The sequence below is a fragment of the Bacillus thuringiensis genome (assembly GCF_001595725.1).
Classification (GTDB): domain Bacteria; phylum Bacillota; class Bacilli; order Bacillales; family Bacillaceae_G; genus Bacillus_A; species Bacillus_A thuringiensis_K.
Genome location: NZ_CP014282.1, coordinates 3345080 through 3361216 on the forward strand (window position 1 = coordinate 3345080; position 16137 = coordinate 3361216).

Here is a 16137-nt window from a genome sequence, read left to right on the forward strand (position 1 = left end):
TTAGAAGTTACTAAAAGGAATTCTATAAAAAATTTAACTTACTACGAGAAAAATTTCCTTATTTTCACGCAAAAAACATATGATAAAAATTTATCTAAATAATTAAAATAATCAGATTTTTTTACTGTAATTTAATTAAAGACAAATATTAAAACTCATATCAAGTTACAGATAAGGCTACTACAGCACATAATTAAGAACATGAATAAGTAAGGATAACTATTGGTATATATCTGAGGAATCTAATTTAAAACCTCAGTTAACGTATCATTTATTATTGTTGTAATTTTTTCCACATTGTTATTTATAAAGAAATGATTTCCTTCCAAATTATAAATCTTAAAATTCCCACAAGTATGCTTCTTCCAACCAATTATGCCTTTTAGACTAATTAAATCTTCTGTTCCGTTTAATACAGTAATATCGCATGTGATTTTGTCCGCTTTTTCTTTATATTCATATGTTTCAACTATTTTAAAATCATGTTTTAGTAAAGGAATGAAAAATTCGAACAATTCTTCGTTACGAATTAATTCTTCTGGTGTTCCCCCTAATTCTATAACTCTATTTTTAAACTCGTTATTTGGTAAATTATAAGTTATCTCCTTCTTTTCCCTTTCACTCGGTGCTTTGTATCCAGAAAAAAAGATATGCTTGGGTTTCTTGAATCCCATTCCTATTATTTTATAGTATAATTCATACGCTAATAGGCTCCCCATACTATGTCCATAAATTGCATAATCTTCCTCACCTATTTTATCCCGAATATTATCAAAGATGTCATCTACCGCTTCTTCTAAGCTATTATAAAATGGTTCATTGAATCTTTTCCCTCTTCCCTTTAACAGTACTGGACATAGATTTATAGATGGGGTTAGATAATCACCCCATTTATAATATAACGCTTCGGATCCTCCTGCATAAGGCAAACAAAATAACATCATTAAAATGCACCTCTATCTCATAAAAGTTTGTAGAAATCATTAATAATAATATCTTGGTTAATCACTGTTATATTACTAGAAATTTCTTCATTTAATGAACATACGGCCATTTTGTATTCTAACTCTATATCAAAAATCGCCATTGAATAAGAATTACTTTTTTCTTCATTATCGGAAAGTATACGAACAGCTTTGTGACTATCTATATTAATAGAAAATGATTTTAGTGACATTGATAATCCGCTTCCATAGCATTTAATATAACTCTCTTTCAATGTCCATACCTCATAAAACTTCCTCAATTGATAATTAACATCACCTTTTTGTATATAAGCATATTCACTATCACAGAAAAAACTTTTTGCTATTTCTTCGTATTCAATATGTTTTATTTGTTCAATGTCAATTCCAACAGGGTTATTACTAATTGCACATACTACAAATTCTCCCGAATGTGAAATGTTAAAGTAATAATTCGGATACCCCTTTAAATAAGGTTTTCCATAATGATTTTTCCCCCATACTATTCTTTCATTACCGATTTTAAGCTTTTTATTTGTTAGAGTCCTTACTAGTAATTCACCAATCAAGGTTCTAATTTTATCTTTTTTATTAATAAATTTTTTTATTCTATATCTTTTCTCTTCATCTATCCACGAACAAATTTTTTCTAATTTGCGATCATTTATATCTTTAATTTTGGTAACAAAAATTTCCATAAAACCCCTCACAAATCCTAGTTAAATTAATTGATCAACTACAATTATTCGAGCGTTATGCTAACTGATTTTTCTACTTTCATTAATCGTGGAATGCTAATCATGTAAAAAACTCCTACAAATATTAAACATCCGCCAACTATCCAAAAAAGAGTTTCAACTGCAAGAATACCTGGGTAAAATCCAGCAATAAAAAGTAAGGTTAGTGACTGTGAGAGCATCATCAAAGGATTAATACACCCGTGTACTCTTCCCATCATTTTGGGATTTACTATTTTCGGAATCCAACCTCCAATTGCTACATTAATCATCGGAAGTGCTAGGGCAACTATGCCCGTACAAATAACATACAGCCAAACTGTATTGACTAATGAGCTCAAAATAGTCGCTCCTCCTCCAATAAACAAAGCTAAAATTAGTAAATGATAAAGCTTTATTTTTTGAGAAAGTATAGATGCTATAACACTACCAAGTAAAATCCCGATACCAAAGACTATACTTAATATAATTGAAACTTCTTCATAGTTTCTTGGGGCTAGTTTGTATTTTAAAATAAATACCTGCATCACTGAGAGCCCTCCATTTAAAATTCCGAAAACTATAAATCCGGAGATAAGTGTAAGTAACAAGTTGTGGTTCAAAATATAACGTATTCCCTTCACAAAATCCTTCATTACAATTGAAATGTTCAAATCCTTGATATTATGCTTTCCATTTGGCATACGAATTTCTTCTGACATTCTACAAGATTTTATTAGAAGAGCACTAATAAAAAAACTAATTGCATCAATTAAGATTGCACCATAAATACCGATTACCCAATAACAATAAATCCCGATACCACTACCAAAAAGCATAAACAAACTTGTAACCATCTGATTCAAACCAACTGCAGTAGCATAGTCATCTCTTGTTAAAACACCTTGTACAAGGGATGATTGCGCGGGTGTAAAAAAGCTCTTTACCATACTTCTTAAAAATAACAGCGCAAATGCTGCTGGCATCCAGTTTAGAAAAAGAGACCATAATAATAAAAGCGATAATATAGAACAGATCCAATCACAATTTTGAGCTATTTTTTGTCGATCAATCCTATCAGTAACTACACCAACAAGAAAAAATACTACTAATGTGGGCAAAGACAACATCAACTCCGTAATAGTAGCATATGCAGGTTGGTGCGAAAAACGATTTAAAAAATAAAACATAAGTGCAGTTAAACCAATTGTACTACCCATTTGTGAAGTAAAAGATGCAAAAAATAGCCTCGAGTAATTCCCATTTTGAAATATAACTAAAATTTTCTTCATAAGGACTCCCCATTTAATTTGACTTAATTCTAATTATTCAGAATTTAATACCTTTGCTATGTTTGAAACGTATAATATCTAAATCCCTAACGTTCATCGCAGTTCCTTTGGTTAGAGCCTAACACACTGCTTTAAGATATAATTTGCCATTAGGATTTCTATCGCGGATTACACGTCCAAATGTACATTACCACTCATTAAATTGTATAGTTTTTCATTCTGATATTCATAATCCAAACATAACTATCCAAAAGCATCCTCCTTTTGATATGCAGTTTATTTCCTCTAACTTTCCACGCTACATTCTAATACTACCTTATATTGTAATCAAAATAATAAACGAATTATTTTCTCAAGTTGTCAAAATCACTAATAAATCATATTTATTAGTGATTTTGACAACTTGATTTCTCCTCTAAAAACGTAATATTACTGTAAATTGTTTTCCAAAAAATAATTATGTATATCTACAATTATTACAACAAGGAATGAACACCAATGTTATCCTATCCCTTATAACTGTTTTAACTTAAGTATGAAATTCATTTTTGAAGTGAAAATGATGTGGGGTATGTCTATGAGGTTTAGTCTTCCAAAAAAAATTGTAATGAGTAAATTCTTACCAAGAAAACGTTATTCGTATTGATGATACATATATAAACCATATTTTCACTCAGTCATTCTAGGACAATTGAAGTGGCTTAAACTTGCCACTTCAATTGTCCTAGAAATGTTTCATCTTTATCTAACATCAAATTAACACTATAAGCAAAAAGCTACTTATAATTCAGATGTTTTTCCTTAAAAATTTTTTGATTTATCTTTTGCAGGTAAAATGTAGTTTTCCCCTTTTTCATATATAGAAAGTATTCTTTTCAAGAAAGTAACTTTTGGTACTAACCAATAAGCAATTATCGCTGAAACAATCCCTAATATAGCACCTGTTATAACATCGAAAGGATAATGAACTCCTACCCAGATACGAGAAATGGCTACACAGAATGCAAGTGTAATCCATAGCCAACCAATCTTTTTATGAACAAGCCAAAATGAAAAACAAATTGAAAAGAATAAAATTGTATGGTCACTTGGAAATGAATTATCAACAGCATGCTCTACCAATTTATTAACATTGGGTAACTCTGCAAATGGTTGATAGTTTGAATGAAACTTTCCTGCTATTTTCCCGATAACCTCAGCAATCACAAAAGCAATCATCGCTTGAACAACCATCATTCGATTTTGGTTAGATCGAGTAAACCAATACACTACAATAATTAAAGCTAAGAAATATACCATATATTCTGCCACGAACGTCATAGTAGAATTGAGAAATGGGTACTGTTTACCTAAATCGTTAACGGCTCGAAAAGCATCAATATTGAATTGAGAAAAAGACATTTTCAAACTCCTCCTTACCATATATAAATCAAACGCTAATTATAATTTTTTAATCTACTTTTTGTTACTACCTAATAGTTTTAGATGGTCCCATTTTATTTTTCTTAATGAATATCTACCTTTTTAAAATATGAAATCAATAATACTAATCCAATAATAGATGTTCCGAATATACCTATATAGGAGTACTCGGGAGGATAAGTGGGCTGAAGCGTATTTCTTGAGATATCACCTGCTGCTGCCCATGGAAACAATCCTCTATGTTCTGAATTTGCTGTCATTAAATTAATCATGGTTATTACAACTGTAAATACAATGGTCGGTACGTAATTCTTAAGTACAATTGTTAAAAGTATGATTGGTGTTGATAAAATAAAAAGCAATAATCCACCTATCAAAAACTGTACAAAAGATTCCCTTATTAAGGATGAACTTAGTCCATCAAATTGAAATATTATCCCTAATAATAATGTTAATCCCCATGCTACAAAAGTTAACATCATAATCCACGAAAATAGAAGTAGGAATTTACTTATAAGAAAATTCATACGTGATACAGGTATAGTTAATAAATTCTTTAATGTATCTTCTGTATATTCCCGAATAAATAGGTAGGCGGTTACTACCCCATATAGTGGTACTCCTATTATTAGAACAGTATATAAATTTACTTCACCAAACAATTGACTAAATACAATAGTAGGAGTAGGATGTTTAGTTTTTAAGCTTACAAATGATGCTACTACTACCATAAAAGGTACTACCGATGCACCGAGAATACTAATTAAGAACATATGGGATCGTTTTAGCTTTAATAATTCTGTATATAACAGATTAACCAATTGTTCCACCTCCAACTAATTTTGTGAAGTAATCTTCTAATCTGTCTTCACTCATCAAGATTTTCAAAACCTGAATATCATTTTGTACAAATATTTTATTAATATCTCCTTGTTGCCCAAGTTTAGAATACACGCGAATAATCCCCTCATTATGAACTTCATAATCAAAAATACCAAAGTTTTTCTCTAAGATTTTTGTAGCTTTATTGTCATTCGATACTTGAAACTCAATATATTTGCGATTCTTTTTTCTAAGGCTGTTAAATTCGATTTCCTCTAAGAGCTTACCTTCATGAATGATCCCCATATGATCTACTAACTGTTCTATTTCCGATAAAATGTGGCTGGATATTAATAAAGTAATTTTTCTTTCTTTAGCCAAATTTTGTATCAATCTTCTAATTTCCTTAATTCCTATTGGATCCAAACCATTAGTAGGCTCATCTAATATTAATAATTCTGGGTAATGAAGAAGAGATCTAGCAATCCCTAATCTTTGCTTCATCCCTAAAGAATATTTGCCCACAAGCTTTTTAGTTTCATGTTGCAATCCCACGATTTCTAACGCTTCATCAATTGCATTTTTTTTGTGTATCCCAATAATTTTCGCATTAATTAGTAGATTTTCCCGTGCTGTAAGATTCTCATAAAATCCAGGAACTTCAACAATAGACCCAATTCTTTTAAGGATTTCTTTTTGATTTTTTAATAAATCTTCTCCAAATATTTCAATCTTTCCATGGGTGGGCTTTATCAATCCTAATAACATTCTAATTGTAGTCGTCTTCCCTGCACCATTTCGACCTAAAAAGCCGTAAATTTCTCCTTGATTTACGGTTATATTAAGATTATCCACTGATTTCTGATTGCCATAAATCTTTGTTAAATTTGTAGTCTTTATTATTGCGCTCATGTAAGAACACCAACTTTCTTGTATGCTTATGTTTTTAGTATAGAAAGCAAATTTTAAACCGGGCTTAACTATTTCTTAACTATTTCTTAATTATGAAATTAACTATTCATCATTAACTCCATCTTGCTCCCTTGTACAATAAAGATAACCCCACTCTCCTTTGACTTTGATATAAGTCTCATCTAGATGCTAAGTATAGTATGTAAATTTGTTTTTCTTTTTCCAAATCTGATTAACATCAGGGTATGTTACAATTACTTGACCTTTATGTAATAAGTCTTCAAACACTACTATTTCTCTTTCTTGCTGTTTAGTACCAACGAAAGTAATGGCTAGCTTTACAAAACCTTTTTTCTTTTTCAATAAACTTAATCTCAACAGTTACTTCTTTACCCTCAATTAATAATTGAGGGTAATTAGTATACAATTGATAAAAGAAAAAAGAAAACGTGAAATTCAAAATTTAATGGATAAACTATTTGAATATTAATTCTTCAAACGAGAAGAGCCCTCCAAATAGGACGGCCCTTCTTTATTTCACATACAAATAGGCTTACTTACAGTAATTTTTTTGTATAGGACTTTTTCTTAACACATATACTATTTTTGAACCTGTTTACCAATACGCGTCCTGTTGGTATCTTAAATTCCTCTTAAAAAGAGCTGCAGATACGACTGCATGCCCTTTTATTTACGTTACTGCTCTAATATTCAATTAAAAACTAAAAATGTAATATTACATATTTTTTCTGTTCAGATTATGTTAGGATTTACTTCGTAGTCGAATTATGGTTTCGTATCTAATTCAGCAATATGTGAACTGTTTACCTAAAGAAAAGACACCCAAAAGGTGTCTTTTCTTCTTTTAATCTAAAAAACATTTTTTCTTTTCAGTAAGATCCAATTATCCCTCTAACCTAAACCTCATAATTAAAGGCAATTTAATCATGGTACTCAAGAGTTTTCATCCATTTCAATATACCTATAGCTTAATTTAAAATCACATTTCCAGCACTATATTTGCTTTCCTACAGATTTTCTGTCTTGTTCTTAATTCTGTCAAAATCCTCATGTAGCTATACAAAGAATATATGCTACTATGATATTAAGAAACTATGCGTTCCCTTAACCCTGTATCCGGCCCTGTATTTATTACAGGGTCTTTGTTTATTTTATTTACTTTTATTGGCTTATAAGAGTTAATACACAACCAATTTCAATTAAAACCGTTTAAATGTTAGTTAGAATTTGAAATAATATATCTATTAACTTTTTTAACAAATGTAATCTAATATTAAATTTCTAAATCTATACTGTACTATACACCAGTTAACACTATATAAATAGTATTAACTATCTTAATTGAATATTAGTAATAGTAAGTATAAACATTATCAATTTACTACATCTTACATTTATGTAAAAATAAATACATGTTAAGCTTTTTCAAAATCTTTCCCCTAATAAAGATTTGAAGTAGCATTTCATGATTCTCCTTACTGTTAATATGCCTTGAAAAAGAACCCTATAGGGTTCTTTTTCTTCTCATTATAACCTCAGTAAGTCCATGCAAAAAGGACTGCTAATTATTTGCAGCCCTTTTACACGTTAATATACACTTGTATTACATGCTTAAAACTTTATTGTATTAGGTATTTATACCAACTAAACATGCCATTATCATTTAGATATATAACACTTCAAAGTTTAGAAGTATACAATAACAAATCTTTCCCAGCTTCCAGCTACATAACTAGTAGCTGTTAATTCTCTACCACCATTTGCTGATATATATCTACCATTACTTAGTGCTTGTAATACATATATCCTATTGTCTCCACCATTATATAAGATAAACTTTTCCCATGCACCAATTGATGTACGATCTGCTACTACTCTACCATTTGGCTCAAACAAAACATACTTCCCATTACTTTTAGTTTTTAAAGCGTACGTATATAATTCCCCAGTCCGAATTAATTCGAATTTCTCCCATTCATTAACTGCATTACGATTTGCTATTATATTTCCCGAAGGCTCAGCCGAAACATATTGTAAATTTGCTGCCTGTATAGCAACTGTCCAACCTCCATTTTACTTTAAAGGTTTAAACAATTGTGACCACATTTGTTTAAACCTCCACAATTTTTTCTAAGCTATTCTCTAAAAATCTTATTTTTCGTTGTAAATAAACCTGATTGGTACTCTTTATGCAAAAGAAAAGATGGAACCTTTAATTCAACTCCACCTTTTTTCGAAATAAAAAGCATCTAATTCTATTTGAATTAGATGCTTACATTTAGTCCTTAAACCTAATATTCTAAACTATTTACGCGTTTGTAAATCTTTTTTTATTACATCCCAGAGTGAATTATCTTGACGCATCGGTTTACCCTCTTCATCCCATTTTATTTTTTCTGTTCCCAATTCATAATTCATCCCTGTCCATGTGTCTTCACGGAATGCATAGAATGATTTATGCCATCCTTTTTGGTTAAAGATAGAAATAAGATCTTGCATGTATTGAGTAGCACCTGGAACAGTACGGTTAATTCCAAACTCCTCTGCAATAATTCGATTAGATGGTACATGATTTTTCTTAGACCATTGTTGAATTGGCTTCAAAAACTTCTCTAATCCCTGTCTATTCCACATTACAGGTTTCTCTAAATCCCCTACTTTTACTAATCCTGGATATTGATATTCCTTGTTTTGTTTTTCACCTTGGCTCGTTAATTCATATGGTTCATACATATGAAATGCATATAGTGTTTTTTTATCCTCTACTGGTTTTAAATATTTAAAGGCCCATGGAGTAGCATATAAACCTGAATCTAAAATAATCGGTGTTTCTTTGTCCACTTCACGAATGGAGTTAATCACCTTTTCATAAAATCTGTTTAAATCAGCTGTCGTTCCTTTTACTTTTGCATACCATTTCTCGTAATCTTCCGTCCAAAAATCATTATATCTATTATTTTTAGCTGTTTCTGGATGTGGTTCATTTATAATATTATAACCAACCACCGCGGGGTGATCTTTTAGTTCCAGAGCGAGGTCCTTCCAAAATTGACTTGCTTGTTCTTGATACTTCTCTTCTTCCCATATTCTGTCGTCATTCTTATTATTATTAAATTGACGCCATCGATCACCAGGTAAGGATAACATTGTAAGAACGACTTTCATTCCTTGTGATTGTGCGGCATCTAAATCCGCCTTTAATTTTTCTAGATCTTCCTTTACTAATCCCCGATAGTTATCTGCATTACCTATCAGAAAATCCTTTCCAGAAGTATCTGGTTTATCCTCAAATAGAAAATCTTTATCTTTTGCCCATTTATCAGGTGCTAAACGTACATATTCAATATTAGCTTCTTTTGCACTTTTATAGTTTTCAGGTAATGACGTACTATTCATGAAATTAGTACCCTTTCTTTTCGAATCCCAAAAACTAATTTTTGAATCGCCCTTGTGGTATGTATCAGCTCTTACATTCATTTCCTGTACTCCAAAACTCATCATGCCTAATAACGCAACAATTGGCAAAACTTTTTTCACAACTTTTCCTTCTTTCTCTTTATATTTAACACACATAACATACCTTTGTTTTGTTACAGGAATATGGCAATTTTCCAAAAATACCTTTTAAATTTATACATTGGTAGTTCATTTATAAAAAAAGAAAGAGATAATTAGAACGTTGCTTCATTTTAAAAGAAACAAAAAAGGAATCCTTTACGGATTCCTTTTTGCAATGCACTCTTTTTCAAATGGTACATTTTGCACCTACTTTTAGTATAACTTATAATTCCTATAAAATAAATAAGATTAACTGAAATTTACTTCAAATTGTGATAAAAAACATAATTAAGAAGCGCAGATAACTAAATATCATCCCTTTTATTAAATAAAAAAGATTAAATAATTCCTCCTCCAAACTAGGACCCTTTTACACTTTTTACAAATATTGTTATAATTAGATAAACTAAAGCATTATCCCATTAACAAAGAGAATCCATAATTGAAGTCCTTTTGTTAATTAGCTATTAAAAATGATAGCATGTGATTATTGTATAATTTCTTCCTTTTTTAGATCTGCATATTCTTCTACGAAATCCCATAAACCTTGCTTTTCGAAGTAAGAAATACTTTTTTCACTTCTTCTAAGAGTTTAATTGCTTCATCTTCATTAAGAGAACGTAAAATATTGAAATGATATACTCTTCATTTCCTAATTCCATACAAACTGCTAATCCTTTTTCAATAAGTTCTTTTACAATATTTGTTTTTCTTAGCTTATAGTGTTCACGCGCTTGTAAGAACAATGCTTTAAAATGGGCAATATTCTTCTCTGTCACTTCTGATAAATGACGAATTGCTAATTTAGATAAATTTTGAGTTGCATATAATAGTCCTAGATTATGCCTTACTATTAAAATCAATTTTTCTTCATTATGTTTTTGCAAAAGGTCAATGGAACGATTGAAATGTTCTTCCGCTTTTTCAAATTGCTTTAAGAATATACGAGCTGTCCCTAATGCGGTTTCACAAGAAGCAACTTTCACCTCATATCGCATTAGCCCTAAATACAAGGAATATAGATACTTATTTTACTTTCAAAGGCTGAAACCTTGCTGCATAACTACTGAAAATAAAATGAAAAGACGTTCAAATCCATATGGATAGATCGTCTTTTCACTTTATTTCATACATATACTGATTTTTCACTTATTCATTTTGTATTGTACTTAAAAAACCAATAAATTCATCTTCATTTACAGGTTTACTGTAGTAATAGCCCTGAATTAGATAACATGCAGTACGTTGTAACACTGTTAATTGTTCCTTCGTTTCTACCCCTTCTGCTATCACTTTCATGTTTAAAGTATGAGCAAGTGAAATAATGGTTTGTATAATTTCATCTCCATCAGTAGAAGTTCCAATCCTATTAACAAATTCTCTTGGAATTTTCAAAGTATCAATTGGATAAAGAGGCAGATACGCTAATGAAGAATAACCTGTACCAAAATCGTCAATTGATAAATGTACACCATATGATTTTAATGCTTTTAACTTCGATAAGGTTTCCTTTTCATCTACCATTGCTATTCGCTCTGTTAATTCCAAATCAATCGAATTAGTAGGTACTCCTATCTCTTCTATGGTAGATATAATGGTTTGAACAAAATCTTTCTGTTCAAACTCTATAGCTGATAAATTTATCCCCATCTTTAGATTTGAAAAGCCCGCAGAATGCCATTCTTTCAGTTGTTGACACGCTTTCTGTAACGTCCACTTCCCAATTGAAATAATCTGCGCCGTTTCTTCTGCGATAGGTATAAACTCAAAAGGAGAAATCAGCCCAAGCTCTGGATGTTGCCAACGTATTAAAGCCTCTGCACCAATAACCTTACCTGCCTTACTATCAATTTGTGGTTGATACAATAAAAACAACTCATTATTTTCAATTGCATTTGGTAAATCCTGTTCTAATCGTAATCGACGAGTTACTTTTTGAGATAATGTCTCGTCATACATACAAACAGCATTGTTACCTTTTTCCTTTGCGCTATACATAGCGATATCAGCGTGTTGTAAAAGTGTAGTAGTATTTATTCCTCCAAATGGATACACTGCTATTCCTATACTAAGAGATAAGTAAAAACTATGCTGATTTACTACAAATGGTTCTTCAGTTATACGAAATAGAGTTTTACACAAATCCAATAACTGTCGCTCTGTTTGGTTATGGATAATGATTGCAAACTCATCACCACCTATTCTTGCTAGAGGAATAGTCGGTGACAGACATGTCCTAAAACGTTTGGCAACTTCTTTTAAAACCTTGTCACCAATCGAATGACCCAATGTATCATTAATAGTCTTAAAGCGATTTAAATCAATATACAGGAGCCCAAACTTATCCTGTGTTTTTTGTGCACGCTTAATAGATCTATCTAATTCTTGTTGGAAGAATATACGATTTCCAATCTCCGTCACCGTATCATGGAATGCAAGGTAATTTATCTCTTCCTGTTGTTGTTTCATCCTTGTTATGTCTTTTACCATTACATAGCTCCCAAAGGTTTGTCCTTCTATCATAATAGGAACTATAGTGACATACCAAAAGAGTATATCCTTCTCATTGTTATTTTTCACACGTAACTGTAGTGAAGATGAACTACATCGTTTCCCTTTCTTTATAGCTGCTTCCAATTCAGATTTATCTTCATCTAAAAAAATAGAGAAGCACTCTTTCCCTATCAATGCAGCACTTTCTTTTCCTAATAACATACTTCCAGCCTGGTTTATATTTAATACGATACCGTTTGAATCAATCGTTAAAATAGGATCCGGATGATACTCATATAATGACTTAAACCTTTCTTGATTTTTTACCAAATCATTAGATTTGTTTATTAAATCCCTTGTTCTTTGAGATATTGTTTGTTCTAATTGGTTATTAAACACTTTTAATGTTTCAGTTAAATCTTTGTTTTGCATTCGTACGATTGTATGACGAATCAGTACAAATACAAAGGCAATACAATTTCCCGTAATCAATGTAGCTGAAGAAGTTTGCTCTTTCAAAGTAAAGCCAATTAAGACTGCAACTGCAAGATAAGGGAATATACCAAGAAGTTTCTCTCCAAATGTCGGATTAATAATAAAATAATTTCTTTTAGAAGAAGTATTCTTTGGGATTGTAGCAGCAATAGCGATAAATAATAGGAAAACTCTATACAAACACCTTAAAAATATAACTAAACGCTCTGACAAATCACCTTGTAAGTAAAAATACAAATAGTCCGTAATAGCCAATCCAGTTAATACTAGGATAAAAATAAACAATTTACTTTTTGCATTGAAAATAGCAGGTCGAAAGATCAGTGTAACTCCAAGTAATAGAAGCAATAAATCTATAATTGGAAAAATAAATGAGAGAAAAACATCTCCAATTGATAAGAATAAAATATTTGCAGATGGTTTATTAAATAGGTACCACTCTAATGTAAAAATAGCAGTAACAACAATGCATAAATCACAAAGTAAATACGCTTTCTCCCATTTGTTACATTCCATCATAATTTTATAAAAGAACGCAAAAAGAAAGAAGAATAAGAAAAACAGTAGAAATACATCAGAAATATTAAAATTTTGTATTGGTAATTCTACATTAAGTACTTGAAAAGCGGATATGAAATTTCCTATCAAAAAACACCCTATTGCAATAGTAATGCAAACCCAGAATACTCCTAACTTAATTTTTTGGGATAATATAGAATACAGTAATGAGATAAATACAGTAGTTTCAACGACTAAAGATGATAGTCGGATATTAAAATCTGATACGAAATAAAGACTTGGAAAAACAAATATACATATAAAGCAAAAGCTTATATAAGCTATTAAAGCCAATATCAATACATAAAATTGCACATATGCATGCTTACGCAATGGACTCACCTTCTTGATTTTTCTATACTTTTATTAAAAAATGGCTTGATGGTGGCACAAGTCCTACTAATTAAAATGTGTGCTACCTATTATCCATATTATGACCTTTTTAAAAGATTTCTTTCTACATACAACAGTCTTGTTAACTTTTTGTAGATGTTTACAATTATTAATACTGAGGATTCTAAAAAGGATAAGCTGAAAAATGTAGTTTTTTAAGTATTTGCGCATCGTAAATTTGGCGGGTACAACTTATCTACTCTTTACATATGAGATAGAATCTACTCCTCTATTGGATTATAGTTAGTTGCTATCTGTCACACTTAAAAAGGAATGAAAATATACTATCGTTAAAATAGAAATTCAAATTAGTTTACGAAACCAACTGTAACTATTATAGTTACACAAAAAGTTGATGTCAATTTCATATCCTCCCTTTTTAACGGACAAAAGACATGACCTATTGAACAAAAATGTGATGTTTATAAAAAGGGCGGTAAAGTTTTATCTCCTTACTCAAAGAATTATAAATGATTTAGAATTAGATGAAATTGAAGCTAATATTGCATCTCCCTAAAAAGAATGTTACTCTAAAAATAGAATTATGAAAGGAATGATGGATGAATAATGATTAACTAATTTATATTTTAAGTTGAATTTTATAACTTCAAACTACAAAATATAGGGTTAGTCTATCCATTTTTAAAATTCAGTTCATACTTTATTTGTCATGATTCAAATGATTAATAAGTACTTATTAAGTATAGACGAAAGACTAATCCTTCCGATTACAAATTGGGGGATTTTTTTATTCCCGTTTGTCTTAGTTGAAACTTACTAATTGTTAAATGTACTTCACAAATAAAGGAGCGAGAAAAATGAGTACTTCAGATACTATTGTTACACATGTAATGCTCTATATAAGTCGTTAATATCCATCAAACTTATATAGAGGAATTAAAAAATGGATGGATGTTCCGACTTTATATGAAACGTTTCGATATATAAAGGAGGAATTATTATGTCAATGATAAAGGTCCAAGACTTAACTTTTTCATACCCAGGTAGCTTTGATAATATTTTTGAAAGTGTAAACTTCCAAATAGATACGGATTGGAAGCTAGGATTTATTGGTAGAAACGGACGAGGTAAAACGACATTCTTTAATTTATTGTTAGGGAATTATGAGTATAGCGGGAAAATCCTTGCTTCAGTAGAATTCAATTACTTCCCCTACTCTGTTTCAGATAAGAACAAATTCACTCATGAAATCCTTGAAGAAATTTGTCCCCAAGCTGCAGATTGGGAACTTCTACGTGAGATATCCTATTTAAATGTTGATGCTGAGGTCATGTACAGACCATTTAAAACATTATCAAATGGGGAACAAACAAAAGTGTTGCTTGCTGCACTGTTTTTAAATGCGGGTCAATTTCTATTAATTGATGAACCAACAAATCACTTAGATACAGATGCACGAAAGATAGTCTCCGATTATCTAAGGAAGAAAAAAGGATTTATTTTAATTTCACATGACAGAATCTTTTTAGATGGGTGCGTTGACCATATCCTATCTATTAATAGAGCAAATATTGAAGTTCAAAGTGGTAACTATTCTTCTTGGAAGTTAAATTTTGATAGACAGCAAGAACACGAGAAGGCTACAAATGAGCGTCTACAAAAAGACATAGGGCGATTAAAACAGTCTTCCAAACGTTCAGCAAGTTGGTCTAATGACGTGGAAGCTTCAAAAAATGGAACGAGGAATTCAGGCTCTAAGTTGGATAAGGGGTTTGTAGGACATAAAGCAGCCAAGATGATGAAAAGAGCAAAAAACCTTGAATCAAGGCAACAAAAAGCTATTGAGGAAAAATCAAAATTACTAAAAAATGTGGAAAAAACTGAGTCATTAAAATTGGAACAATTGCAATTTAAATCAAATGAATTGGTTACTTTAGTTGACGTGTCCGTTAAGTACAATGATCAAATTGTGAATGAGCCGATTAGCTTCATAGTTGAACAAGGTGACCGAATTGTACTTGATGGAACGAATGGGAGCGGAAAAAGTAGTATCCTAAAACTAATTCTAGGACATCCGATACAGCATACAGGCTTAGTTAATTTAGGTACAGGACTCATCATTTCCTATGTCGAACAAGATACTTCTCATTTGAAGGGATCGCTATCAGGCTTTATTGAAGAGCACAAGATTGATGAAACCTTATTTAAGTCCATCCTAAGTAAGATGGACTTTGACCGAATTCAATTTGAAAAAGATATATCTCATTATTCTGGTGGACAAAAGAAAAAACTGCTTATCGCTAAAAGTTTATGTGAAAAAGCTCATATATATATATGGGACGAACCACTAAATTTTATAGATATCTATTCCCGTATGCAGATTGAAGAACTTATTCAACAATTTAATCCCACAATGGTTATTGTTGAGCATGATAAAATATTTCAACAAACAGTTGCAACGAAAACTATATCTATGTAGCTCAAAACGAATACTTGAAAATATAATCATTAACTTGAGTCCTTGAATTA

9 protein-coding genes and 5 pseudogenes are annotated in these 16137 nt (G+C 30.8%); 1 reads left to right on the forward strand and 13 read right to left on the reverse strand.

The window, feature by feature from the left end; translation table 11 throughout:
- Positions 1-242 precede the first annotated feature (242 nt).
- From AXW78_RS16605 to AXW78_RS16655, 13 genes and pseudogenes are all read right to left on the reverse strand, one after another.
- On the reverse strand, positions 243-944 hold the full coding sequence (locus AXW78_RS16605) for a thioesterase II family protein (RefSeq protein WP_000979068.1): 702 nt from the start codon (positions 942-944) through the stop codon (positions 243-245).
- A 17-nt stretch (positions 945-961) separates the two neighbouring features.
- Positions 962-1663 (reverse strand): 4'-phosphopantetheinyl transferase family protein, encoded by a 702-nt coding sequence (locus AXW78_RS16610; RefSeq protein ID WP_000402329.1) that lies wholly within the window; start codon positions 1661-1663, stop codon positions 962-964.
- 44 nt (positions 1664-1707) lie between these two features.
- Entirely contained in the window at positions 1708-2973 is a 1266-nt protein-coding gene (locus AXW78_RS16615; protein WP_000722985.1) for an MFS transporter, read from the reverse strand.
- A gap of 801 nt (positions 2974-3774) precedes the next feature.
- The gene (locus AXW78_RS16620) at positions 3775-4374 is read right to left on the reverse strand and encodes an undecaprenyl-diphosphatase (protein ID WP_000010574.1); all 600 of its coding nucleotides are present in this window, start codon (positions 4372-4374) and stop codon (positions 3775-3777) included.
- Positions 4375-4478: 104 nt separating this feature from the next.
- Complete coding sequence (locus tag AXW78_RS16625) at positions 4479-5216, reverse strand: ABC transporter permease (RefSeq protein ID WP_000247702.1); 738 nt, start codon at positions 5214-5216, stop codon at positions 4479-4481.
- Positions 5209-6129: an ABC transporter ATP-binding protein gene (locus AXW78_RS16630; protein WP_001273092.1), complete on the reverse strand. Its 921-nt coding sequence runs from the start codon at positions 6127-6129 to the stop codon at positions 5209-5211. Before AXW78_RS16630 ends, AXW78_RS16625 begins: the two co-directional genes overlap by 8 nt.
- Positions 6130-6246: 117 nt before the next feature.
- Positions 6247-6366: pseudogene (locus tag AXW78_RS34925) on the reverse strand (IS6 family transposase); the annotation flags it as partial.
- Positions 6355-6535: pseudogene (locus AXW78_RS35750) on the reverse strand (VaFE repeat-containing surface-anchored protein); the annotation flags it as partial. The pseudogenes AXW78_RS35750 and AXW78_RS34925, both read right to left, overlap by 12 nt.
- 1301 nt (positions 6536-7836) lie before the next feature.
- A pseudogene (locus AXW78_RS16640) lies at positions 7837-8223 on the reverse strand (fascin domain-containing protein); the annotation flags it as partial.
- Positions 8224-8454: 231 nt separating this feature from the next.
- Positions 8455-9723 (reverse strand): glycoside hydrolase family 5 protein, encoded by a 1269-nt coding sequence (locus tag AXW78_RS16645; protein WP_002026152.1) that lies wholly within the window; start codon positions 9721-9723, stop codon positions 8455-8457.
- A gap of 513 nt (positions 9724-10236) precedes the next feature.
- Positions 10237-10409, reverse strand: a pseudogene (locus AXW78_RS35540) (aspartate phosphatase).
- Positions 10410-10541: 132 nt separating this feature from the next.
- Positions 10542-10706 (reverse strand): annotated as a pseudogene (locus AXW78_RS35545) (tetratricopeptide repeat protein); the annotation flags it as partial.
- Positions 10707-10857: 151 nt separating this feature from the next.
- Positions 10858-13587, reverse strand: coding sequence for a sensor domain-containing protein (locus AXW78_RS16655; RefSeq protein WP_061884456.1), 2730 nt, complete (start codon positions 13585-13587; stop codon positions 10858-10860).
- 1021 nt (positions 13588-14608) lie between these two features.
- On the opposite strand from AXW78_RS16655, the gene AXW78_RS16660 reads away from it, so the two are divergent.
- Positions 14609-16087 (forward strand): Lsa family ABC-F type ribosomal protection protein, encoded by a 1479-nt coding sequence (locus tag AXW78_RS16660; RefSeq protein ID WP_061884457.1) that lies wholly within the window; start codon positions 14609-14611, stop codon positions 16085-16087.
- Positions 16088-16137 lie beyond the last annotated feature (50 nt).

Coding starts and splice junctions, on each gene's coding strand:
- AXW78_RS16645 (WP_002026152.1), bottom strand. CDS start 9,723: ATGTGTGTTAAATATAAAGAGAAAGAAGGAAAAGTTGTGAAAAAAGTT.
- AXW78_RS16660 (WP_061884457.1), top strand. CDS start 14,609: ATGTCAATGATAAAGGTCCAAGACTTAACTTTTTCATACCCAGGTAGC.
- AXW78_RS16605 (WP_000979068.1), bottom strand. CDS start 944: ATGATGTTATTTTGTTTGCCTTATGCAGGAGGATCCGAAGCGTTATAT.
- AXW78_RS16615 (WP_000722985.1), bottom strand. CDS start 2,973: ATGAAGAAAATTTTAGTTATATTTCAAAATGGGAATTACTCGAGGCTA.
- AXW78_RS16610 (WP_000402329.1), bottom strand. CDS start 1,663: ATGGAAATTTTTGTTACCAAAATTAAAGATATAAATGATCGCAAATTA.
- AXW78_RS16630 (WP_001273092.1), bottom strand. CDS start 6,129: ATGAGCGCAATAATAAAGACTACAAATTTAACAAAGATTTATGGCAAT.
- AXW78_RS16620 (WP_000010574.1), bottom strand. CDS start 4,374: ATGTCTTTTTCTCAATTCAATATTGATGCTTTTCGAGCCGTTAACGAT.